24 protein-coding genes are annotated in these 22,222 nt (G+C 41.2%); 19 read left to right on the top strand and 5 right to left on the bottom strand.

The window, feature by feature from the left end:
- Nucleotides 1-15 precede the first annotated feature (15 nt).
- The 4 genes from ACHSBP_RS14070 to ACHSBP_RS14055 all read left to right on the top strand — a co-directional run bounded on the left by ACHSBP_RS14070 (nt 16) and on the right by ACHSBP_RS14055 (nt 2,971).
- A complete protein-coding gene (locus tag ACHSBP_RS14070; RefSeq protein ID WP_010559028.1) occupies nt 16-486 on the top strand; it encodes a CreA family protein in 471 nt (156 codons plus the stop codon).
- A 161-nt stretch (nt 487-647) separates the two neighbouring features.
- Entirely contained in the window at nt 648-1,691 is a 1,044-nt protein-coding gene (gene rsgA / locus ACHSBP_RS14065) for a ribosome small subunit-dependent GTPase A (RefSeq protein WP_395389213.1), read from the top strand.
- A gap of 232 nt (nt 1,692-1,923) precedes the next feature.
- On the top strand, nt 1,924-2,409 hold the full coding sequence (locus ACHSBP_RS14060) for a DUF4920 domain-containing protein (RefSeq protein WP_395389212.1): 486 nt from the start codon (nt 1,924-1,926) through the stop codon (nt 2,407-2,409).
- Nucleotides 2,396-2,971 (top strand): PepSY-associated TM helix domain-containing protein, encoded by a 576-nt coding sequence (locus ACHSBP_RS14055; protein ID WP_010559031.1) that lies wholly within the window; start codon nt 2,396-2,398, stop codon nt 2,969-2,971. Before ACHSBP_RS14060 ends, ACHSBP_RS14055 begins: the two co-directional genes overlap by 14 nt.
- 132 nt (nt 2,972-3,103) lie before the next feature.
- Here the strand turns inward: ACHSBP_RS14055 and ACHSBP_RS14050 are convergent, their stop codons facing one another.
- The 4 genes from ACHSBP_RS14050 to lolB all read right to left on the bottom strand — a co-directional run bounded on the left by ACHSBP_RS14050 (nt 3,104) and on the right by lolB (nt 7,778).
- A complete protein-coding gene (locus ACHSBP_RS14050; RefSeq protein WP_395389210.1) occupies nt 3,104-5,056 on the bottom strand; it encodes a methyl-accepting chemotaxis protein in 1,953 nt (650 codons plus the stop codon).
- Nucleotides 5,057-5,359: 303 nt separating this feature from the next.
- Nucleotides 5,360-6,307, bottom strand: a complete 948-nt coding sequence (locus tag ACHSBP_RS14045; protein WP_010559033.1) for a ribose-phosphate pyrophosphokinase — start codon at nt 6,305-6,307, stop codon at nt 5,360-5,362.
- A gap of 47 nt (nt 6,308-6,354) precedes the next feature.
- A complete protein-coding gene (ispE, locus tag ACHSBP_RS14040; RefSeq protein WP_395389208.1) occupies nt 6,355-7,209 on the bottom strand; it encodes a 4-(cytidine 5'-diphospho)-2-C-methyl-D-erythritol kinase in 855 nt (284 codons plus the stop codon).
- Nucleotides 7,197-7,778: a lipoprotein insertase outer membrane protein LolB gene (lolB, locus tag ACHSBP_RS14035; protein WP_395389424.1), complete on the bottom strand. Its 582-nt coding sequence runs from the start codon at nt 7,776-7,778 to the stop codon at nt 7,197-7,199. Before lolB ends, ispE begins: the two co-directional genes overlap by 13 nt.
- A gap of 87 nt (nt 7,779-7,865) precedes the next feature.
- On the opposite strand from lolB, the gene hemA reads away from it, so the two are divergent.
- From hemA to ACHSBP_RS13985, 10 genes are all read left to right on the top strand, one after another.
- On the top strand, nt 7,866-9,119 hold the full coding sequence (gene hemA / locus ACHSBP_RS14030; protein WP_395389207.1) for a glutamyl-tRNA reductase: 1,254 nt from the start codon (nt 7,866-7,868) through the stop codon (nt 9,117-9,119).
- A 16-nt stretch (nt 9,120-9,135) separates the two neighbouring features.
- A complete protein-coding gene (prfA, locus tag ACHSBP_RS14025) occupies nt 9,136-10,221 on the top strand; it encodes a peptide chain release factor 1 (RefSeq protein WP_010559037.1) in 1,086 nt (361 codons plus the stop codon).
- A complete protein-coding gene (prmC, locus tag ACHSBP_RS14020; protein WP_395389206.1) occupies nt 10,214-11,062 on the top strand; it encodes a peptide chain release factor N(5)-glutamine methyltransferase in 849 nt (282 codons plus the stop codon). The genes prfA and prmC overlap by 8 nt, the downstream gene beginning before the upstream one ends.
- 58 nt (nt 11,063-11,120) lie before the next feature.
- Complete coding sequence (locus ACHSBP_RS14015) at nt 11,121-12,665, top strand: DUF3369 domain-containing protein (protein ID WP_395389205.1); 1,545 nt, start codon at nt 11,121-11,123, stop codon at nt 12,663-12,665.
- A 4-nt stretch (nt 12,666-12,669) separates the two neighbouring features.
- Entirely contained in the window at nt 12,670-13,044 is a 375-nt protein-coding gene (locus ACHSBP_RS14010) for a SirB2 family protein (protein WP_010559040.1), read from the top strand.
- Nucleotides 13,045-13,243: 199 nt separating this feature from the next.
- Nucleotides 13,244-14,038 (top strand): tetratricopeptide repeat protein, encoded by a 795-nt coding sequence (locus ACHSBP_RS14005; RefSeq protein WP_010559041.1) that lies wholly within the window; start codon nt 13,244-13,246, stop codon nt 14,036-14,038.
- Between the two features lie 27 nt (nt 14,039-14,065).
- The gene (locus tag ACHSBP_RS14000; RefSeq protein ID WP_010559042.1) at nt 14,066-15,316 is read left to right on the top strand and encodes a DUF819 domain-containing protein; all 1,251 of its coding nucleotides are present in this window, start codon (nt 14,066-14,068) and stop codon (nt 15,314-15,316) included.
- Between the two features lie 20 nt (nt 15,317-15,336).
- Nucleotides 15,337-16,185 (top strand): 3-deoxy-8-phosphooctulonate synthase, encoded by an 849-nt coding sequence (kdsA, locus tag ACHSBP_RS13995; protein WP_010559043.1) that lies wholly within the window; start codon nt 15,337-15,339, stop codon nt 16,183-16,185.
- Between the two features lie 164 nt (nt 16,186-16,349).
- Nucleotides 16,350-16,925 (top strand): aspartyl/asparaginyl beta-hydroxylase domain-containing protein, encoded by a 576-nt coding sequence (locus ACHSBP_RS13990; protein ID WP_010559044.1) that lies wholly within the window; start codon nt 16,350-16,352, stop codon nt 16,923-16,925.
- 138 nt (nt 16,926-17,063) lie between these two features.
- A complete protein-coding gene (locus ACHSBP_RS13985) occupies nt 17,064-17,354 on the top strand; it encodes a DUF6916 family protein (RefSeq protein ID WP_010559045.1) in 291 nt (96 codons plus the stop codon).
- 26 nt (nt 17,355-17,380) lie between these two features.
- On the opposite strand, the gene ACHSBP_RS13980 is transcribed toward ACHSBP_RS13985, so the two are convergent.
- Nucleotides 17,381-17,881, bottom strand: a complete 501-nt coding sequence (locus ACHSBP_RS13980; RefSeq protein WP_010559046.1) for a GNAT family N-acetyltransferase — start codon at nt 17,879-17,881, stop codon at nt 17,381-17,383.
- An 80-nt stretch (nt 17,882-17,961) separates the two neighbouring features.
- On the opposite strand from ACHSBP_RS13980, the gene ACHSBP_RS13975 reads away from it, so the two are divergent.
- The 5 genes from ACHSBP_RS13975 to ACHSBP_RS13955 all read left to right on the top strand — a co-directional run bounded on the left by ACHSBP_RS13975 (nt 17,962) and on the right by ACHSBP_RS13955 (nt 22,216).
- The gene (locus tag ACHSBP_RS13975; protein ID WP_010559047.1) at nt 17,962-18,501 is read left to right on the top strand and encodes a phage tail protein; all 540 of its coding nucleotides are present in this window, start codon (nt 17,962-17,964) and stop codon (nt 18,499-18,501) included.
- Between the two features lie 13 nt (nt 18,502-18,514).
- A complete protein-coding gene (locus tag ACHSBP_RS13970) occupies nt 18,515-19,045 on the top strand; it encodes a phage tail protein (RefSeq protein WP_010559048.1) in 531 nt (176 codons plus the stop codon).
- A 10-nt stretch (nt 19,046-19,055) separates the two neighbouring features.
- Nucleotides 19,056-19,589 carry a phage tail protein gene (locus tag ACHSBP_RS13965; RefSeq protein WP_010559049.1) on the top strand — a complete coding sequence of 178 codons (534 nt, stop codon included), beginning with the start codon at nt 19,056-19,058 and terminating at the stop codon, nt 19,587-19,589.
- 69 nt (nt 19,590-19,658) lie between these two features.
- Nucleotides 19,659-20,858, top strand: coding sequence for a S8 family serine peptidase (locus ACHSBP_RS13960; RefSeq protein WP_010559050.1), 1,200 nt, complete (start codon nt 19,659-19,661; stop codon nt 20,856-20,858).
- Nucleotides 20,859-20,881: 23 nt separating this feature from the next.
- Nucleotides 20,882-22,216: a TIGR03032 family protein gene (locus ACHSBP_RS13955; RefSeq protein WP_010559051.1), complete on the top strand. Its 1,335-nt coding sequence runs from the start codon at nt 20,882-20,884 to the stop codon at nt 22,214-22,216.
- Nucleotides 22,217-22,222 lie beyond the last annotated feature (6 nt).

Below are 22,222 nucleotides of genomic sequence, written 5' to 3'. Positions count from 1 at the left end.
GCAAGGAATAAACAAATGAAAAAGGCAATGGGTTTAGTACTGTTACTTGGGTCACTTGTTGGTTGTGATTCAAGTGAGGTAGGTGATGTGTCGCTCGGTGTTTTTACGCTTAAAGACATTAAACTAAACCATTTTCAAGACCCAATAGTAACAGGGGTGACATGTCATGTTGCCTCTGTTGAAGCTAATTTAAGCTTTTCAGATCCCAGTGATAGCTCAATAGCGTGTCGCCAAACAGGGCCAATTACCCAAGCGATGATAGCGCAAATAGATAGCTCAGATTCAGGTGAAGTGATTTTCAAAAAATCGAAAAGCGTTTTCTTTAAATCGATGAAGATAAGACGAATTTTAGATAAAGAAAATCAAACCTTAATGTACTTGTCGTATTCAACGAAAGAAACGTCAGGTAGTTTTAAGCACAGTTTGTCGACAGTGCCTTTGTATGGTACAAAAGCATATCAAACACGTGTATCAGTAGATAACTAACGCATTAAGTAGATTAATGTCGTAAATTACACAGTAAATAACGTAAACAGGAGATTTTGATGATTGTAGTTAACCCAACCGGGTGTAACGCATAATTAATACACCCGGTTTGTATAACCGGGGTTAAAAGCCCCTTATTTTTCTTTTATTTAAGGGCAAAAATGTTAAATATTAATCAATTAAACTTACTTGGATGGCAAAGCTTTTTTCAACAACAACTTGATATCGACGAATGGTACAACAGCGTTCCTGTTAGGGTTGTTGAACAACATCGAAATCGACTAGTGGTTGATTCTGGTAGCGACACATTTCAATTACCAGTAACTGAAAAGGTATCTGAATGTGTTGTTGGCGATTGGTTGTTACTTAATGAAAACCACGACGTAAATCGCGTTTTTGAACGTAAATCGTATTTTGCTAGACGCGCTGCAGGCAGCAAACTAGAAAAACAAGCAATTACGGCAAATGTCGACGTTGCGTTTGTGTTGTGTTCATTGAACGATGACTTTAACCTCAATCGCATCGAACGTTATTTGGCGCTAGTCAATGAAGCGGGCTGTGAACCTGTGGTAATACTAACAAAAGCCGATCTTGCAAATGATGGCCTTGAAAAGCGTGAGCAAGTCCAAAACCTTAGCTCAATGTTACGGGTCGAAGTCATTGATTGCCACGATGTTACACTGGTTAATCAATTGTCAGATTGGTTAAAACCACAAACCAGTATCGTGCTGTTGGGGTCTTCTGGTGTAGGAAAGTCAACATTAAGTAATACGTTGGCGCAAACGCAGCAGAAAACAAGTGCCATTCGTGAGCAAGATAGCAAAGGCCGTCATACTACTACTGGGCGATACTTACTTAAGTTAGCTTCAGGCGCAGTATTAATCGATACGCCGGGAATGCGAGAACTTCAGCTTAGCGATGTAACCGCGGGGCTAGAGCAAACCTTTAGCGAAATTGAAGCCTTGGCATCAAGTTGTAAGTTTGTTAACTGCTCACATAGCAATGAGCCAAAATGTGCGATACAGCAAGCAATTAGCGATGGTAGTTTAACTGAGCGACGATTTTTAAATTACCAAAAGTTACGTAAAGAAAACCAATTTAATACAGCATCTTTACGTGAACGCCGAGCGCACGATAAATCGCTTACTAAAATGTATAAACGAGTACAAAGCCAGGCGGTTAAGTTTAAGAAATTAAACGAATAGCTAGCAGGCTTTAACGATGCGTCTATCACTTTTTGATAGGCGCATTTTTACTTATATGAATACATAAATTTCAAAATGTTGTTGATACGTCGTTTGTTGGCATCATTCTCTAAATATTACCCAATAAAAAGAAAACTAGTTGATACACTGACGTTTTTTGATAAAAATGGCGGTAGATTTAATTCCTAAGATTAGATTCCAGTTAACTAGTAAACCTTGAAAAGGAATTCTTATGCCGTTTTTTACAAAAATAACATTGGTTGTTGCACTTATGCTGGTGCAAGTTCAAGCGCTTGCCAAAACGCTTACGTTTGGTGAAGAGGTCGATAGCGACAAACTAATTAAAATATCAACTGTGATGGCAAACCCAGATAGTTATTTAAGTTCGCCAATTACCATTGAAGGGACCATTGTCGGCGTATGCGAAAAGCGAGGCTGCTGGATGACACTTGCATCAGATAAGCGCTTTCAAAATTTACGCATAAAAGTGGAAGATGGGCACATGGTGTTCCCGATGACGGCGAAAGGAAACAAAGCGCTTGCAACGGGTAAGCTTGAAAAAATAGAACTAAGCCTTGACCAAACAAAACGATTACTTGCTCATCGCGCTCAAAAAGCAGGTAAAGACTTTAATCCCGATTCAGTAACTGAGCCAAATGTAGTTTACCAACTGTCGCCGACAAGTGTTGAGATTATTGATAACAATGTTGAAAAGTAAGCCCATTCAAATTAACTGGTTTAGATTAAATCGCAGTTTACATCGCGATGTTGGTTATTTTTGTATTGGCTTTATTTTGATTTATGCGATTTCAGGTATTGCGGTTAATCATAAAAATGATTGGAATCCGAACTACGCAGTACATACTACTAAGATAAACGCACGTGACATTGATTGGAACATTAATAACGATCAGGCTTTAATTAAGCAGGTTTTGACACTCGCTAATACGCAACTAGACGTCAAAGCGTCTTATTGGCAATCGCAAAATCAATTTAAGGTTTTTTTACATGATGACGCGAATATTAGCTTAAATTTAAATACTAATACGCTCACTGTTGAACAAATAAGACCTAGACCGATTTTCCAAGCACTTAATCGGTTGCACCTGAACGAAACACATCAATCATGGATTATCGTATCTGATATTTTTGCCGCTTTGTTGTTGTTTTTGGCAATGAGTTCACTTTTTATGATCCGAGGTAAATACGGAGCATTTGGTAAACGTGGCCTTTTTATTTTGGCGGGCTTTGTCATTCCTGCAGGCTTTATCTTTTTATAACGGCTCAAAGCGAACTTATTTGTCAGAAAAGGTTGGTTAGCAACGACTAAAACGTGCAAAAAAATGCCTTTGAAATATAGTAAAAAGTACAACAGCACATGTGGTGTGCTGTTGTACTGCCTTAGCGTTTGTTTACACTTTAAAGCGGTTAACGAGCCCCTCTAAATTAGCGGCAATTTCGACTAATCCACGTGCTGTTTCAGCCGCTTTTTCTGCACCTGCAACGGTTTGCACTGCCATTTCATTTACTTGACCTACACTGTCGGTAATTTGCTGAGTCACCACATTTTGCTCTTCAGACGCCCCGGCGATTTGCATATTCATATCGCGGATTGTGCCAACGGAACTAGAGATTGAATCAAGGGCTTCATTGGTTTCGTTAGCTTTTTCTGTGGTAACGCGCGCACTTTCTAAGTTTGCGTTCATTTGATCAACTGACGACTTAGCTTCGCTTTGCAGTTTATGGATCATTGCTTGAATTTCTTCGGTGCTCTTTTGCGTACGACTCGCAAGGCTTCTTACTTCGTCAGCAACTACAGCAAAACCACGACCTTGCTCGCCTGCGCGGGCAGCTTCAATGGCAGCGTTAAGCGCCAATAAATTTGTTTGATCTGCAATTGCTCGGATCACATCTAAAATTGACCCAACTGATTCGGTTTCGTTTTCCAGGTTTTTAATTGAATTACTCACCAGCTCAGTGTTATCAACTAAGTCGTTTATCGCACTACGCGTATTATCAACCACTTGCTTACCAGTATGAGTTTGATCGTCGGCATTGGTTGCTGCATCGGCTGCAAGTTGGGCACTTTGTGTGATATCGGCAACTGTGGCCGCCATTTCATTCATCGACAGCACGGCTTGATTTAACTGCTCCATTTGATGCTCTGCACCTTGCATTGAACTTGCAGTATTTTCATCCAATATTTTCGTTGAGCGTATTAGCTCGGTAGTTGCGTGTTTTAGGCTATCAATAATATGTCGCAGCGTACCGACCATTTCTCCCATGGCTTTATAAATACCAGTTTCGTTGCCTGACTTTGTAAATGAAATGGTTAAATCGCCATCTGCTATACGGTTAGCGATGTATTCAATGTCTTTTGGTTCGCCGCCAATGGGTTTACGAATGGTAATGGAGATAAACCAACTGAAAAATACGCCCACAGCGACAACAGCTATTGAGACGACAATAATTGTAGTTGTGGTGGTTTCACTGCGGCTTTGAACTTTAGGACCAAGAGAATCTTGGTCATTTTTAACAGATAGCTTCACTTCTTCATAAGCCTCGGCAATTTCAGGGCCGACTTTATTCAATACATTGGTAATGATGTTATTGCGCTTGTTGATTACGTCATTTACATTGTCAATGCCTCGCTGATAAGCAGCTAAACGAGTAGCAGCTTCATTTAGCAGTGCGATTCTTTTAGGTGATTGAATATTGTCCTCAAGTACTTTTACCGATTTCATTACTTCTTTAAATTCCGCGGTCGCGCGCAAATAGTCATCTTGCGTGTTTGAAACGAGAAATTTGTTTGTGTATAAACGACCTAATAAAAGCTGTTCTTGTACAATGGCGGCAAAGTAAGTGACATCTGTATCGCCATCTTCGTAGGCGGTTCGAATAATTTCACTCACATTTTGCCGGATGATTGCACCGTTTGCATCAAGTTGGTTTTTAACAATGTCATCACGTTTGGCATATAAATCTACGACGTCTGAAAACCCTTGCTCGTAGGCCATAACTTTATCAAATGACTGATCAATAAGCTTAGCTCGACCAGGTTCAATTATCTCAGTTCTCGCAATGTCGAGTTGTTCATTGAGTAGCTTTGCGCGTTTATTAAAGTCGTTGATGTTTTCGTTATTTTGTTCTTTTAAAAATTTAAGGGCATGTAAACGAATAGATAATAAATTAGATTGCACTAAACCTGCTAAATTACTGTCGCGGGCGAGTCCGCGATATTCGACGAAGTCGTTGTATCCACTGCGTAAACCAAAAAACGAAATAGTGGCAAGTAACACCATTAATCCAATCATGGCGCCAAATGAAATAGATAGTTGTTGAACCAGTTTTAACTTAGTGAACATAAACGCTACTCTTATCAGATCTGACGGATTTAATTTATATTAAATTTAATTAAGTATAGGTAGAAAATTTAATGACCACTGTAAATTCTTCATTATTGCTAAAAATTTACTAGATATTAATCTGTTAGTTGATGTGCTTTGAATTAATCTAAAGCGTTTTGGGAGGGGTAAAGCGAGTGCTTAAAACAAACTGTAAATTAAATGTGTAACTTATAAAAAGATATACGTGGGCGATAATAGCGTTACTGTTAAAACAAAAAACGCAGGCTAGGCCTGCGTTTTTATCATTTATTTAAGCAGATTTTAGTGCTCAAATAATGCAGAGATTGATTCTTCGTTGCTTACGCGACGAATTGTTTCTGCAAGCATATCAGCAAGTGTTAATACTTTAATCTTGTCGATTGCTTTTAATTCGTCTGTAAGCGGTACAGAGTCAGTTACAATAACTTCGTCAATTACAGAGTTTTTAATGTTTTCTGCTGCTGCACCTGAAAGTACAGGGTGTGTCGCATAAGCAAACACGCGGCGAGCGCCATGTTCTTTTAATGCTTCTGCAGCTTTACAAAGAGTGCCACCAGTGTCGATCATATCATCAACAATGATACAGTCACGGCCTTCAACATCACCAATAATGTGCATTACTTGCGATACGTTAGCGCGTGGGCGACGCTTATCGATAATTGCAAGATCAGTGTCATCAAGTAGTTTTGCAATTGCACGTGCACGTACAACACCACCGATATCTGGCGATACAACCACAACATCTTCAAAGTTTTTCTCTTTCATATCTTCAAGTAGAATCGGGCTACCGAAAACATTATCAACGGGTACGTCGAAGAAACCTTGAATTTGTTCAGCGTGTAGGTCAACAGTTAACACACGGTCAACACCAACGCTTGAAAGGAAGTCAGCAACTACTTTCGCTGTGATTGGAACACGAGCACTGCGCACGCGACGATCTTGGCGAGAATAACCGAAATATGGGATAACCGCTGTGATACGGCCAGCTGATGCACGGCGAAGTGCGTCAACCATTACGATTAATTCCATTAAGTTGTCATTTGTAGGCGCACAAGTAGATTGTACGATGAAAACGTCAGAACCACGTACGTTTTCGTTGATTTGAACGCTAATTTCACCGTCACTAAAACGACCAACTTCAGCGTCACCAAGATCAATGTATAAGCGTTTTGCAACTTTTTGAGCTAACTCAGGCGTTGCGTTACCAGCGAAGAGCTTCATGTCTGGCACGGTAGGTTTCCTCAGGCACTTTTTTGGGTAACAGTAGTTACCAATAATTAATTTAGTTTAGTACGTAACTCCGAATGTGCTGGAGATATGTTCGTACTTCTTGCTACAAAGCCTTGCCAAGTTTCAGGGAGCGATTTTAATGCTTCAAGGGCTGCGTGCTGCGTTTCAAAACTGACAAAACAGCATGCTCCGGTACCTGTCATTCTTGACGGGCCGTATTTTAACAACCAGTTAAGGGTCTTTTCAACCTCGGGATAGTGCTTTTTCACCAACTCTTCGCAGTCATTGCGATGTTTGGAGCTTTGCCAGTCGCCTGATAATTTCGGTGTGTTACGCGGTAAATTGGCATTATTAAAGATTACGCCCGTACTAATGTGTACATTTGGGTGGACCACTAAATACCAGGTTTCAAGTAAATTTACTGGCGCTAATTTTTCTCCAATACCCTGTGCAATAGCGGCCTGGCCGTTGATAAATACGGGCACATCGGCCCCCAGTGCAACGCCAATTTCCGCTAATTTCTCTAGTGGTAACGCTAATTGCCAAAGCGTATTTAAAGCAAGTAATGTAGTTGCCGCATCGGATGAACCACCACCCACACCGCCGCCACTTGGCAGGTGTTTATCAAATGAAATCTCTACTCCAAACGCAGTATTTGTTACAAGTTTTAATGCGTTTGCGGCTTTATAAATTAAATTTTCTTCGTCTGGCAGTCCGTCTATTTGGGTTTTTAGCGTAATCGCGCCGTCGTCTGTGCATTTAAAATGTAAACGATCGCCATAATCTAAAAACACAAACAAGGTTTCAAGTTCATGGTAACCGTTCGGTAAACGCCCATTAATATGTAGAAATAAATTAAGTTTTGCGGGCGCAATAAGCGAAAGCTTTGTTAAATCTGCCATGTATATACTTTTAATTTTAGTTTAACGGTATCGTGAGTGAGTGAAATGGAATAGGGCAACCAATATCCCCCATGTTTCTGGTAGTTGCTGTAGGTTATTTGCCATTGTTTACCTTGCGAATCAATAAGTGTGGCATTGTTAACGCGATTCAGTTCATCGGCAAGAAATGTTTGGGTATTTGGCAATCCTTTTAACCAATTAGGGTCATCTAAAAATGGGAGATTCATACCCGTTAACCAATACACTAGTTGCTGTGCATTTTTGCCAACATGGGTTTCGCCATCTAATTCTAAAGTGGCGTGGGTCTGCGTCTTTTCAAGTGAAAGGACTGAGGTGCCAACAAATGATGTGAGATTAAGCACATCTTTTTTGGCGGTAGTGGCCCAAAATAAATTAGCACTTTGACGTTTTTCTGGCTGAATAATCGCCAATTTGCCTTTTACCTGCCAAGACTGTTTTTGCAGTAATTCCCTTTGCCAATTCTCTTTAACTGTTGCATTGTCGTAATATTGACTTGCACAGCCTGTTAAAAAAACCAAAAATATGACAAATATCATGCGTAATTGCATCAAATCTTAAATCCTTACTTTTTTTATTGACTTGATTTACGTAAAATTAATCGCTTTAAAACGTGCTAAAAACAAATTGTAGACATAATGACCATAGTTGCTTTAGGCATTAATCATAAAACCGCATCTGTTGAATTAAGAGAACGCGTGGCGTTTTCTCCTGAACAAATCGACGTTGCCCTTGCTCAACTTTGCCAAAAGAATGGCGTTAACGAAGCTGTGGTTGTGTCTACCTGTAATCGCACCGAACTCTATTGTATCGTTGAAAATCAACAACCCCAAGTGCTTATTGATTGGTTGGCTGATTTTCACCAACTCAATAAATGCGAATTAGCGGAACACGTGTATCAGCATCAAGACTTTAATGCTATTCAGCACTTAATGCGTGTTTCGGTTGGATTAGATTCGTTAGTGTTGGGTGAGCCACAAATTCTTGGCCAAATTAAACAAGCTTATGCTAAGGCAAAACAAGCGGGCGTGGTGAACGCCTTACTTGAGCGTCTTTTTCAGAAGTGTTTCTCGGTTGCAAAACAAGTACGTACTGAAACCGATATCGGAGCAAGTGCAGTTTCAGTTGCCTATGCGGCGGTTAATTTAGCCAAACACATTTACGGTAATTTAGAACCAACCAAAGTATTGCTAATTGGCGCGGGCGAAACCATAGAGCTTGTAGCACGGCATTTATACCAAAATGGTTGTCAGCATATGACAGTGGCAAACCGTACCTTATCACGTGCACAAAACTTAGCAGATGAGTTCAACGCACAGGTTGTGCCGCTATCGCGCGTACCCGAGAGTTTAATCGATGCCGATATTGTGATCAGTTCTACAGCAAGTACATTACCAATTATTGGTAAAGGTATGGTTGAACAGGCGTTAAAGGCGCGTCGTTATAAGCCGATGCTGCTTGTTGATATTGCGGTACCACGTGATATCGAAGCGCAAGTAGCTGATCTTGACGATGCGTATTTATATTCTGTTGATGATTTACAAGAAATTGTTAATCAGAATATGGAATCGCGAGAGCGTGCAGCCGCTGAAGCGGAAGAGATAATTGTTGTAAAAGCCAATGAATTTGTAACTTGGCGAAATGCGCTCGATTCAGTCGACATTATTCGTACTTACCGCAAAAATATTGAACAAATAAAATTAGAGTTAGTACAAAAGGCGCAAGGTCAGTTAAAATCAGGTAAAGACCCAGAAAAAGTGCTGAATGAATTAGCTAATAAACTAGCAAATCGAATTATTCATTCACCAACCAAAGCGATTAAGCAAGCTGCTGAGCAAGATGATATTGCCAAACTTGCACAAATCAAAAAAGTTTTAGATTTAGATAATTAACAGGCGTCAAGCTTAGATGAAAGAATCCGTTTACAGAAAATTAGAAACGCTGGTTGAGCGTTATGAAGAAGTACAAGCATTATTAAGCGATCCGGATGTGATCTCTGATCAAGACCGTTTCCGTTCGCTTTCAAAAGAATATTCTGAACTTGAAGATGTAACCAAGGCTTTTAATGCGTACCGTCAGGCAGAAGATGACGTTGCGACAGCCGAAGAAATGCTTAAAGATAACGATCCCGATATGCGTGAAATGGCGCAAGAAGAATTCAAAGAAGCCAAAGCAAATATCGAAGCGTTAGAAGACGAACTACAAGTGCTTATGTTACCGAAAGACCCTCGTGACAATAACAATGTGTTCCTTGAAGTGCGTGCCGGTACTGGTGGTGATGAAGCGGCAATCTTTGCTGGTGACTTATTCCGCATGTACAGCCGTTACGCTGAAACACAAAAATGGAAAGTTGACGTTGTTAGCACGAATGAAGGCGAACACGGCGGGTTTAAAGAAGTTATTGCGAATATTTCTGGTGAAGGCGTGTATGGCAAACTGAAATTTGAATCAGGCGCACACCGCGTACAGCGTGTTCCAGAAACAGAATCGCAAGGCCGAGTGCATACCTCTGCATGTACGGTTGCGGTTATGGCAGAAGTTCCGGAAGCAGAAGCAATTGAAATCAATTCGTCTGATCTTAAAATTGATACCTTCCGCGCATCAGGTGCCGGTGGTCAGCACGTTAACAAAACCGACTCAGCGATTCGTATTACCCATATTCCAACGGGTGTCGTTGTAGAATGTCAGGACGAGCGTTCACAGCATAAAAACAAAGCGAAAGCACTGAGTGTGCTTGCGTCGCGTTTACAACAAGCTGAAGATGAGAAGCGCATGGCAGAAGAAGCCTCTGAGCGTCGTAACCTTGTCGGTAGTGGTGACCGTTCTGAGCGTATTCGTACATATAATTATCCGCAAGGTCGTGTTACCGATCACCGTATCAACTTGACACTTTATAAGCTAAACGAAGTGGTTGAAGGTGATTTAGGTGCCATTGTTGACCCACTTGTTCTTGAGCATCAAGCAGACTTGCTTGCAGCGATGGGCGATGAGTAATTATTCGATACAACAAGCACTTGCCGTTGGCGCAAGTGCTTTAACTGACACATCAGAATCCCCCAAACTTGACGCAGAAGTATTACTGTTAGATTGCATTTCACAATCGCGTACATACCTTTTTACGTGGCCTGAAAAATTACTGACCGATGAACAACAAGCTGCTTTTATTTCAGCAATTGAAAAACGCAAAACCGGTTTACCTGTTGCGCATATTACTGAATATCGCGAGTTCTGGAGCCTAAATTTTAAGGTGAGTCCTGCTACGCTTATTCCAAGACCAGATACCGAAACATTAGTTGAATGTGCGCTTGATAAAGCAATAAACAAGCAAGGTAGATTACTTGACCTTGGTACCGGCACTGGTGCAATCGCCTTGTCACTGGCAAGTGAGCTTCCTTTATGGCAGGTGATTGGCTGCGATTTTCAAGCAGATGCCGTTGCGTTGGCAACGCAAAATCAACAAAATTTAGCGATTACAAATGCGACCATTGTACAAAGCGATTGGTTTAGCGCGCTTGATGCGCAATTGTTTGACGTCATCGTATCAAATCCGCCTTATATTGATGAACAAGATCCTCATTTGCTTGAAGGTGACGTACGATTTGAGCCCTTGTCGGCGTTAGTCTCACCGAAAAAGGGGATGGCTGATATTGAACATATCATTGAAACCGGACGTAATTATTTGCAGAAAAAAGGCTGGTTATTATTGGAACATGGTTATGAACAGGGCCAGTTAGTACGTGATTTTTTTGCAAAAATGGCATATAAAGATATTTCAACAGTAAAAGATTTAGGCGGCAACGACCGTGTAACTTTAGCGAAGTGGGATCCTGATTAGCTATTTAGTGAGTTGGTATTAACGCGAGTGTGAAGTGGTTATAAGGGGTAAGGATAGAATGGCGAGTGATTTTTTATTTTCTGATGAGTCAGAGCAAGCACCGAAGCAAGTAAATAACCACGGTACTTGGAAAGTTATTATTGTTGATGACGAACCGGAAGTGCATGCGGTAACGAAACTCGCATTGAGCGATTTCTCATTTCAAGACAAGCGACTTGAATTTATTAGCGCCTATTCTGGCAAAGAAGCAGAAGAAAAAATTATAGCGCATCCAGATGCAGCCATTGTGTTGCTTGATGTGGTTATGGAAAGCGATGACGCGGGTTTAAGAGTTGCCCAGTTTATCCGCGAAACTGCTAAAAATAACCATGTGCGAATTATTTTACGAACTGGCCAACCGGGGCAAGCGCCGGAGCGCCAAGTCATTGTTAACTATGATATTAACGACTACAAATCAAAAACCGAATTAACAGCACAAAAACTATTTACGGTTGTTATGTCGAGTTTACGTTCTTATCGCGATATTTTATCAATAGAGCACTCTCGCCAAGGTCTTGAGAAAATCATCACCGCTTCACGCGATATCTTTTCATCTCATTCTATGGACACCTTCATTCATGGCGTAATGCAACAACTTACCTCGATTTTAGGGTCAGTTGATGAGGCGATGTATGCAACCTCACTTGTTGCAAGTAGCCCTGATGAAAAACAGCAAGAGCTGATTGTGTTTGCAGGACAAGGCGAGTTTGAAAAAAGCGAAGGTAAGCCAGTTAACCAGGTGCTATCTGAAAAGCAATTGTTAGCGTGCAAGAAAGCACTCAGTAACAAAACCATTGTTTATGAAGAAGATTACCTTTTTGCCTATTGTTCAAGCCGTTTTAACCATAACTCAATGCTTTACGTATCGGGTATTCCACGCAGTCTCACTGAAACACATAAAGATTTGATTGAAATTTTCTCGCAAAATGTACAAATTGCCTACGAAAATGTGCAATTGCAATCTGAAATTGAAGATACGCAAAGAGAGCTGGTTTATCGCCTAAGTGAAGCGGTTGAACAGCGTTCCTCTGAAACCGGAAATCATGTAAAGCGTGTATCACTCATTAGTTATGAACTTGCAAAAGGTTATGGCCTGAGCGACGAAGAGGCCGATGTACTGCGTTATGCAGCACCACTGCATGATGTTGGTAAAGTTGGTATTCCCGACACCATTTTACATAAACCAAGTAAATTGGATGAGCAAGAATGGAAAGTGATGCAAACTCATGCCATGAAAGGACACAATATTTTAGCGGGATCTCGACGTGATATTATTCAAGCAGGAGCGATTTTAGCCCGCGACCATCATGAAAAATGGGATGGCACAGGTTATCCTCGCGGCCTAAAAGGTGAAGAAATTCATGTTTATGGCCGTATTGTCGCGTTAGCAGATGTGTATGATGCACTTCGTCATAAGCGCTGTTATAAAGAAGCGTGGAGCGTAGAGCAGGTTACAACTGAATTACAAAATCAACGTGGGCTGCATTTTGAGCCTAAGTTAGTTGATGTATTACTTAACAACATCGATAGATTCGAACAAATTCTTAATAATTATCCAGGGTAGTAAAATGGAATATATTGCGTTAAAGCATACACATATGTTGTTAGCTGCACTGAGTGTTGTGCTTTTTTATACACGTGCATTTGCTCGCATCAAGCAGTTACAACTTGCTAAAAATAAAATACTGTTTATCGGTAGCCATAGTATTGATACCTTGTTGCTTATCTCAGCCGTAGCGCTCGCAGTGACACTTGGTATGAGTCCTCATAATCAACCTTGGTTACTTGAAAAAATCGTACTTGTGGTAGCGTATATTGTTGTAGGGATCTTTATGGCAAGGCAAAAACATATTAAAGGGCAAATATCGCTTTTATTGCTTGCTACAACCGTTATTTTCGCCATTTTTTATTTAGCGAGATTTAAAACACCATTTCTTTTTTAAAGGCTGATTATTCAGCCTTTTTCTTTTCTATCTGGGCTTTCACGTTCATACAAGTGTGCTATATCTATTCAACGATTATTGATACAGAACATTAAGTTAGTCTCTATTCTTTATCTATTCGCCGATCTTCATTGGTATTCATTTTAAAACACGATAAACTGGCATTAATTTTTAGTTATAGAGAGACCGAAGGATATTGATGTTTGATATCTCTGAGGAAGAATATACAGCGGCAATAGAAGCGCCCGTCTTTACATGTTTAAACCATGAGTCATCGTGGCTGGCTAAGTTCGATTACGCCCTTTGTCGGGACAAATTGTCTGAACTGGTTCTGATGGCGGTAAAAACGCAAAAGTCTGAAAACACCATAGAGCAAAACCTAAATTCGCTACTCGATAGTTTTTACAGCGACTTTGCCTTTAGCGGGACGAGCCAAAAAGTGCCGATGAGTCTGCTTAATAGTGTCGCCTATGCACTTAATTACCGCACTGGCAGCACTATATCGCTTGGCATGATCTTAACCTATGTGATGGAACAACTTGGTTTTGATGTTGAGATGTTGGTATTTGAAAACGACATTCAAGTATTACTAGAAGTAAGCCAAGGTGAAGGGTATTTAATCGACCCATGCTCGGGTGGGCAACGCTGGTATATCAAACCAGAAAATGACGATGAAAATAGCCTAGATAACGCATTTCAACAATTGTTTGAAGACGATGTTGTGAAGCTATTTTTGGCCCATCAAAAATGGGCATTTATCAGTGAAAAACGCTACGGCGAAGCGTTTAAATGTGTTGAAAAACTGATGGTTCTTACCGATGGTGATCCGTACGAATTACGCGATCGCGGTTATTTATTACATAATTTGAACTGTGATGAACTCGCCATTAAAGACTTTGAAAAGTTTATCGAAGAGTGCCCGGATGACCCATCAATTGATGTGCTGCAAAGCCAAATTGAAGAAATGGACTCGCACTTTAGAACAATCCACTAAAAATAACTTAATACAGGAAGCAGCTTCATGGACTCTCACAGCGTGATGTTCACCAACGATGCCGTCGTTATGGGTATGTTGGCCATAATCTTAGGTTTCGTGTTTTATACCTCAAATCTTAAAACCGGATTTTGGGCAAAATTTTATAAGTACGTTCCCGCATTATTGATGTGTTATTTTTTACCATCGCTATTAAATACATTTGGTATTGTCGACGGTGGAGGCAATAGCGTGTATACGGTTGCAAAATATTACCTATTACCTGCCTGTTTAGTACTACTAACACTGAGTATTGACTTAAAAGCCGTTGCAGCGCTTGGACCAAAAGCCATTATTATGTTTTTAACTGGTACTGTTGGTGTTGTTATTGGCGGGCCAATCGCGTTATTAGTGGCGGCCACCTTTATGCCAGAATTGCTAGGTGTTGATGGTGCAGGGGAACTTTGGCGCGGCATGGCGGCACTGGCTGGTAGTTGGATCGGCGGCGGTGCAAATATGGTAGCGATGAAAGAAATCTATCAAGCTAACGGCGATATCTTTACCATTATGGTAACCGTAGATATTGTAGTGGCGAATATTTGGATGGCAGGACTTTTATATTTAGCGGCTCGTCATAAAGAGATTGATAAGCATACTGGTGCAGATACTTCATCTATCGATAAACTAATTGATACGGTATCGCAGTTTGAAAAGAAAAATTCACGCAAGCCAGAACTGCGTGATCTAATGATTTTAGTGGCATTTGGCTTTGGTGCGACAGGCTTTGCACATTTAATTGCAGACACTGCAGTGCCTTTTTTCCAAGCAAACTACCCAGCACTTGAGAAGTTCTCGCTGCATTCAAAATTGTTTTGGATTATCTTTGTTGTAACCACAATCGGCTTAAGCTTATCGTTTACAAAAGCACGTCAATTTGAAGCGGTAGGCGCATCAAAAGTAGGCGGCTCATTTTTATATATTCTAGTGGCCACCATTGGCTTACATATGGATATCGGCAAAGTATTTGAAGCACCAAAATACGTTATTATTGGCCTAATTTGGATGGCAATTCACGTTATTCTATTATTTGTTGTTGCCAAGATTATTAAAGCGCCGGTGTTTTATGTTGCCGTGGGCAGTAAAGCGAATATTGGCGGTGCTGCATCAGCGCCTGTGGTTGCATCTGCATTTCACCCGGCATTAGCACCTGTTGGTGTGTTACTGGCTGTACTTGGTTACGCACTTGGGACATATGCTGCGTGGTTCTGTGGCCAAGTGCTGCAGCTGGTCGGTAGTTAATTATTCTGTTAGGAATTTAAATGAATACACAAATTATTAAAGTGGGTAACTGTGAAGTTGCTAATGACAAGCCGTTTGTACTATTTGGTGGTATGAATGTGCTTGAATCACGTGACTTAGCAATGCAAATCGCAGAGCATTATGTTGAAGTGACAACAAAATTAAACATTCCTTACGTGTTTAAAGCGTCATTTGATAAAGCAAACCGATCATCAATTAACTCTTATCGTGGTCCAGGTTTGGAAGAAGGGTTAAAGATTTTTGAAGAGATCAAAAATACCTTCAATGTACCAGTGATTACTGATGTACACGAACCGTATCAAGCGGCACCCGTCGCTGAAGTTGTAGATGTAATTCAGTTACCTGCATTTTTAGCACGTCAAACCGACTTAGTCGTAGCGATGGCGAAAACTGGCGCAGTTATTAATGTGAAAAAACCGCAGTTTTTAGCACCTCATGAAATGCGACACATTATTAAAAAGATTAACGAAGCGGGTAACGACCAAGTAATCTTATGTGAGCGTGGCTCAAGCTTTGGCTACAACAACCTAGTAGTTGATATGCTTGGTATGGATGATATGAAGCAGCAAGCGCCCGTTATATTTGACGCAACACATGCGCTGCAGCGCCCGGGTGGACGTGCCGATTCAGCTGATGGCCGTCGCGCTCAAGCGGCAGAACTTGCACGAAGCGGTATGGCACTCGGGCTAGCAGGCCTATTTATTGAAGCTCACCCAGATCCGAACATTGCCAAATGTGATGGTCCATGTGCATTACCACTTGCTAAACTTGAAGGTTACTTAAGCCAGATGAAAGCGGTTGATGACCTTGTAAAAAGCTTTGAGCCACTTGATACATCTGCAAGTTAACGTTTGAAAACTTGGTGCTGATTCTTGTCGGCACCTATCTCCTTAATCAAATAATTTGATTCAACCTTTGCTCCGTTAATCACATTGTAATAGATTGTTATAAAGCTTTTTCGATTTTGTACTATAACTAAATTAATCAAGATTTTGATAATGTGATTTAGGAAATGGATTTTTGTACACTCGAATTTCAGTTTGATGTAAAAAAACTTCAGTTAGAAGTAAATGAAATACTGAAATGTGATTGGGTTGCGCATGTCAATCAAAGGGCCTACCAAGGCCAGTGGGATGTTTTCCCTTTAAGATGCGCTGTAGTTCATGAAGACGCACATCCAATTCTGCAAGCATATTCGATAGAAAATAATAGTAAGTGGGTAAATTTGCCCGCTTTGAGCAACTCTCCGTATCTCTCTAAAGTTATCAACTCGCTTAAATGCCCGATACAATCAGTTCGCCTGATGCGATTAAAAGCAGGCGCGTCTATATTACCACACAATGACGCTGGGCTTGGTTTGGCGCATGGCCAGGCCCGCCTCCATGTACCTATCTTTTCTAATAATAGTGTTACCTTTTATGTGGCGAACCAGTTAGTCCCTATGCCTGCGGGTAAAATTACATATATTAACGCAGATCAAGTTCATGAGGTACGTAATCAAAGTGCAGAAGACCGCATTCACTTGGTAATTGATTGCGTGAGTAATGCTTGGCTTGAAGAAAACATCCGGGAATTAGCCCATGTGTAATATTGGTGTAAGGGTATTAACGGTATTAGTAAGTTATTTTAAGGCATTAAAATGCGTCAAATAAAATGTCTCACTCGTTTTATTTCAAGATTAACTGAGTAATGAAATCAAACAAAACAATCAGAATAAGGAGCTAAAATGGACATCCTGAAACGCGAAGAAATTGACAGTTTGGTTAATGAGAATTTAATACTAATAGACCCCGAAGGTACCCAAGTAGAGCTCAAAGTTGTTGAAGTTGAATCAACCATTCTTAATGGTGATGAGTGGGACTCGTTTCACGTGATTTTAGAAGGGACTGAGGCATTTCATGTGCCGCAAGGAACCTATAAATTTGCACATGAAAAACTCGGTGAGATTGACATGTTTATGTCACCGAACAGTCAAACAGAATATGAGATTGTGGTTAGTCGTAAACGCGACGCTTAACGGTTTACGACATAACATTAGCGCTACTATAAAGTGTTAGGTCGCCACTCCATTAGCAGATAAACGTCATCGCGTTCTGTTTTGAGTTTGAAACCTAACCTTTCGTATAAAATGCGCGCTGGATTGTTACGCTCAACATGTACAGAGACTGGCAAACCCAACCGTTTACCGTCATCCATTACTTGTTGAAATAAATGTGTACCTAACCCCTGGCCGCGATGCTCTGGCATTAGAGCAATATCGACGATACGGATTTCGTTATCCCAATGGTCGACAAAAACTCTGCCAACGGGTTGGCCTGCGATTTCAACAATAAAGAATTTGTCAGTGCAATAGTGTTTTGTGTAATGAATGTATTGAGCCATAAATTGTTGGCTTATAAATTCATGTCGCTCTTGGGTATTAAAGTTAGTCATGGCTAATTCAGGTTCCCGAATAGAGGCATATAACGTTTGCATAAACGCAATGTCATCAGTGGTGTATTTGCGCAAATGTAAATGATCGCGCCAAGACTGTGTGGTAGTCATAATCGTCCCTAATAAATGGAAGGTTTTGTAGGCATTCTGGGTAAAATATAAAATAAAGTAAAGTTAAAAAGGAATGAGCAATGGCGGATCCTTATGTAAGTGAAATCAGAATGTTTGGTTTCAACTTTGCGCCTCGCGGTTGGTCTTTATGTGACGGCCAAATTTTACCAATCAACCAAAACCAGACACTATTTTCGTTAATAGGTACTGCGTTTGGCGGCGATGGTCGCACCACGTTCGGTTTACCTGATTTGCGTGGCCGAACGCCGATTCACCCCGGTACTGACCCATACGGCTTTCATTATGAGCGTGGGCAAAAAGGGGGCGCAGAGAATGTTACTTTAACCCAAGCCAATATGCCTACACATACGCATGTTGTGTCAGCAGCTACGGATGTTGCGGATCCTTTACCGGCTTATCAAGATGCTTATTTTTCTGTAAGTTCGGATACTAAAGGGGTTGGGACTGGCGACTCCTATAGAGCGGCTACTAATTTGGTAGACATGAACCCTGGCTTTGTTTCTTCTGTGGGCGGGAATCAATCACACAATAATATGCAGCCTTATTTAGCGGTATCGTTTGCTATCGCAATGACGGGTGTATTCCCGTCGCGTAACTAGGGAGAGAGAAATTATGTCAGATCCTTTTGTTGGTGAAATTCGTATGTTTGCTGGTAATTTTGCTCCTCGCCAGTGGGCTTTTTGTAACGGTCAGTTGATGGCAATCTCGCAAAATGACGCGTTATTCTCATTGCTCGGTACTATTTATGGTGGTGACGGGCGCTCTAGTTTTGGCATACCAGATATGCGTGGTCGTATCCCAATGCATTGGGGCACCGGGCCTGGTTTAACGCCTCGTCCAATCGGGCAAAAAATGGGTGTTGAGTCAGTCGCGTTAACTGCAAATCAAATTCCTTCTCACTCACATACCATGCAAGCAAGTACTGATTCTGTCTCTTCAGTTAACCCTACTGGTACTGTACTGGGAACTTTGGATGCGGCAGATACTATGTACACAGAGGTTGTGGACCCTAGTAAGACGGGAGCAATGGCAGGCAGCAGTGTCATGTACTCTGGCGGGTCAATTGAGCACACAAATATGATGCCATATCAGTGCTTAAGTTACATTATTTGTATCGCGGGTATTTACCCTTCACGTAACTAAGGAGATTATCATGTCAGAACCGTTTATTGCCGAAGTACGTATATGGGCAAATACCTATGCTCCACGAGGTTGGAGTATGTGCGATGGCCAGTTACTGCAAATTGCACAAAATACCGCGTTGTTTTCTTTGGTTGGCACTGCCTATGGTGGCGATGGTCGTACGACTTTTGGTCTGCCAAACTTAAAAGGCCGCGCGCCAATGCACTGGGGTACTGGTCCAGGATTGACGCCTAGGCCTTATGGCGCCTCTGGCGGCATACCTGCTGTTGTTTTAGCAGAGAATCAGCTACCGCGACACACGCATACGATTTCTGGCCAATTAGCGGCCGGTGATACGAATGAGCCTAGTAATAAGCATTTAGCTGTTGATGGTTTCCCGAATGAGAGGATTCGTAATCTAAAAACGAACCCTACCGGCACTACGACTATGTCAGCGAGCATGCTTAAAAATGCTGGTGGTGGTTTATCGCACGAGAATAGGCAACCGTTTTTAGCATTGAACTTCTGTATCGCGACAATCGGTTTATATCCTAGCCGTAATTAATTGGTTTTATCTTAGTGTGAAGAACGTTATGCTTTCTTCACACATTTGAGTTGTAAAAGTTGAAGATTAATGTTAGTCAGTCGTCGATATTTGTATTTTTTCATTATATTTGCAGGGAATGCATACGCAAACAGTATTGCCGCAGGCAATTTGAATCTAAACTTTTATAACTTTTCCATGAAGATGTTAATTGAGGGGATGCATACAACACTTCAAAGCAATGGGAAACAATATCCAATAGCTTTGAGTAGCCGTATCATAGTTAAAAAGAATAAAACGTTAAAAACTCAGCAGATAGAACGCTTGTTTCCGAATATTCGTCGTATTTGGCTTGCTTATGAAGGGCACGGCTTTGACTATGTTGTCATTGAGGTCAGCGTATATAGCGCTATGCCAAGTTTAATTGAGGAGTTGCAGTCGCTTTATGGTGTTTTACTTGTTCAGCCGGATATCCAGCAGCAAAGACAACACCATAGTACCAGTGTAAACGCGCTCATCACCAAACCACCAAACATAAGGGAAGGGCTGAAAGAGTATGATGGCACTGGCGTCAGTATTGCAATAATCGATGACGGGTTTGACCTCAACCATCCTGAATTAAAAGATGTTAACGTTAAGTTCAGCTTTGATGTAACAGATAAAGGAGTTGATGTTAGTCCTCATTTCTATCAGGAATCCCATGGAACAAAGGTGGCTGGAGTCATCTTCGCGTCGACTGAAAAAGGGAAAGTGCAAGGGATAGCCCCTAGTGCTGAGTTAATTGCTATTCGTCAACCCGATACATGGACTTCAAATACTTTGGTTAGTTTCCATCTTGCAAAATTGTTGCAAGCTGACGTTGTAAACTGTAGCTGGACATCACAGTTTTTGTTGGAGCCAGTTGCAGATGTGATTGATGATTTGAGTAAAAATGGCCGAGATGGGAAGGGAGCTGCGGTAGTGGTTTCCGCAGGGAATCAAGGTAAGCATATTTTACCGCAATCGACAGAAGCAGCTATAAAAACTGCTATAGTAGTAGGTGGGTTGAATAAAGTTGGCGAGAGACATGCCCTCAGCAATTATGGCGAAACCGTTGATTTGTGGGTCAATGCTGAGCCACAAAATACCACCGGACTAAATGGTCGATATGGGCAGTTGGGAGCAACATCGTTGGCAGCAGCAAACGTAACGGGTGTCGCTGCTTTGTTTTTGCAAAGAGAACCTGAGTTGACGGTGGCGCGTTTAGAGTCTTTGCTGAAAAATTACTTTAAAAAAAATAAATCACAATAATAAAGCTTTTAATAAGGAACTCCATGGAGCAGCTATCTCAGCAAGAGCAATATCAAGATTTGAATCTTCCTACCGATTTTTCTTTAAGTAAGGACTTTGATTATTCTTGTGAATACACAGATAACCTCCCTGTTATTTTGAAAACACTGAACATAAGTTTGGTGTTCACTTCTTATCAATCTTCTCGATTGATATTGGTGCGCAGTGATGGTGAAAACATTGATGTGAATTTTAAGCATTTTCCCCGCCCCATGGGGTTGGTCTCTTCAAACGAAGGGCTTACCCTCGGAACGTTCAGTCAAATCATTAATTTTTATCGTGAAGATGGTCTACTCGAAAAAGTTAAGCAACCGCTAGTTCCTATAGAGCGAGATATTACTGCGCCCAAAGTGAATGCTGAGCAGATCAAATCGCCTGAAGCGCAAGCCGCGGACGCTTTGGTGTTAGGTATCCTAAATGAAAGCGCTAATAACGAGTTAAATGAAATTGAACGGGCTGCACAAGATTTATTGCGTGAGCGCGCAAAACAACAGAAGAGTCAATATAAAAACTATCGTGAAGAGCAAATGCAAGCAGTCAATGAGAAAACTGATGCTTGCTATATTGCACGTTCTTCCCACTACACAGGCATGATTAATTTGCATGACATAGATTGGGGCGATGATGGCCTTTGGGTGGTTAATTCTAGCTTTTCATGTTTATGCACATTAGATGCAGATTATAGCTTTGTACCGCGTTGGAAGCCGCCATTTATCAGCGACTTAGTACCCGAAGATAGATGTCACCTAAACGGCATGGCGCTAAAAGATGGAAAGCCAGCCTATGTGACTACCTTTTCTCAGTTAGACTCTGCTGGTGCGTGGCGTGAAAATGATAAAAACGATACTGGTACCTTAATGGATGTCGCTAGCAACGAAATTTTAATAGACGACTTGATGATGCCGCACTCACCTCGCTGGCATAATGGAAAAGTCTATTTTTGTAATTCTGGCTTAGGGCAGGTCTGCAGTTACGAGCCCGCTACCAGAGAGAAAAAGGTGGTGGCTGAATTAGCAGGGTTTACTCGAGGCATGGCGTTTCATGGCGATATTTTAATTGTTGCTACTTCTAAAGTTCGTAAAAGTGAGATTCGGCAAAGTATTCCTATTGCGGAATCGGGCATGGAAACTTCAGCCAGTATTACACTAATTAATTTACTTGATAACTCAACCATAGCTCAGCTCACTTTTACAGGTGATGTTGAGCAGATATATGATGTGGCGGTATTAACAGGCTGCCACTACCCCGAATTGATAGAGCCTTCGCACCCTCGCATGCGTAACCACTTTACTCACCCTAAACTGCAACCTTTGGATTAAAGGAAT

This window comes from Pseudoalteromonas sp. XMcav1-K (assembly GCF_044005875.1).
GTDB classification, from domain to species: domain Bacteria; phylum Pseudomonadota; class Gammaproteobacteria; order Enterobacterales; family Alteromonadaceae; genus Pseudoalteromonas; species Pseudoalteromonas spongiae.
This window is presented reverse-complemented; position numbering and strand designations above follow the sequence as displayed.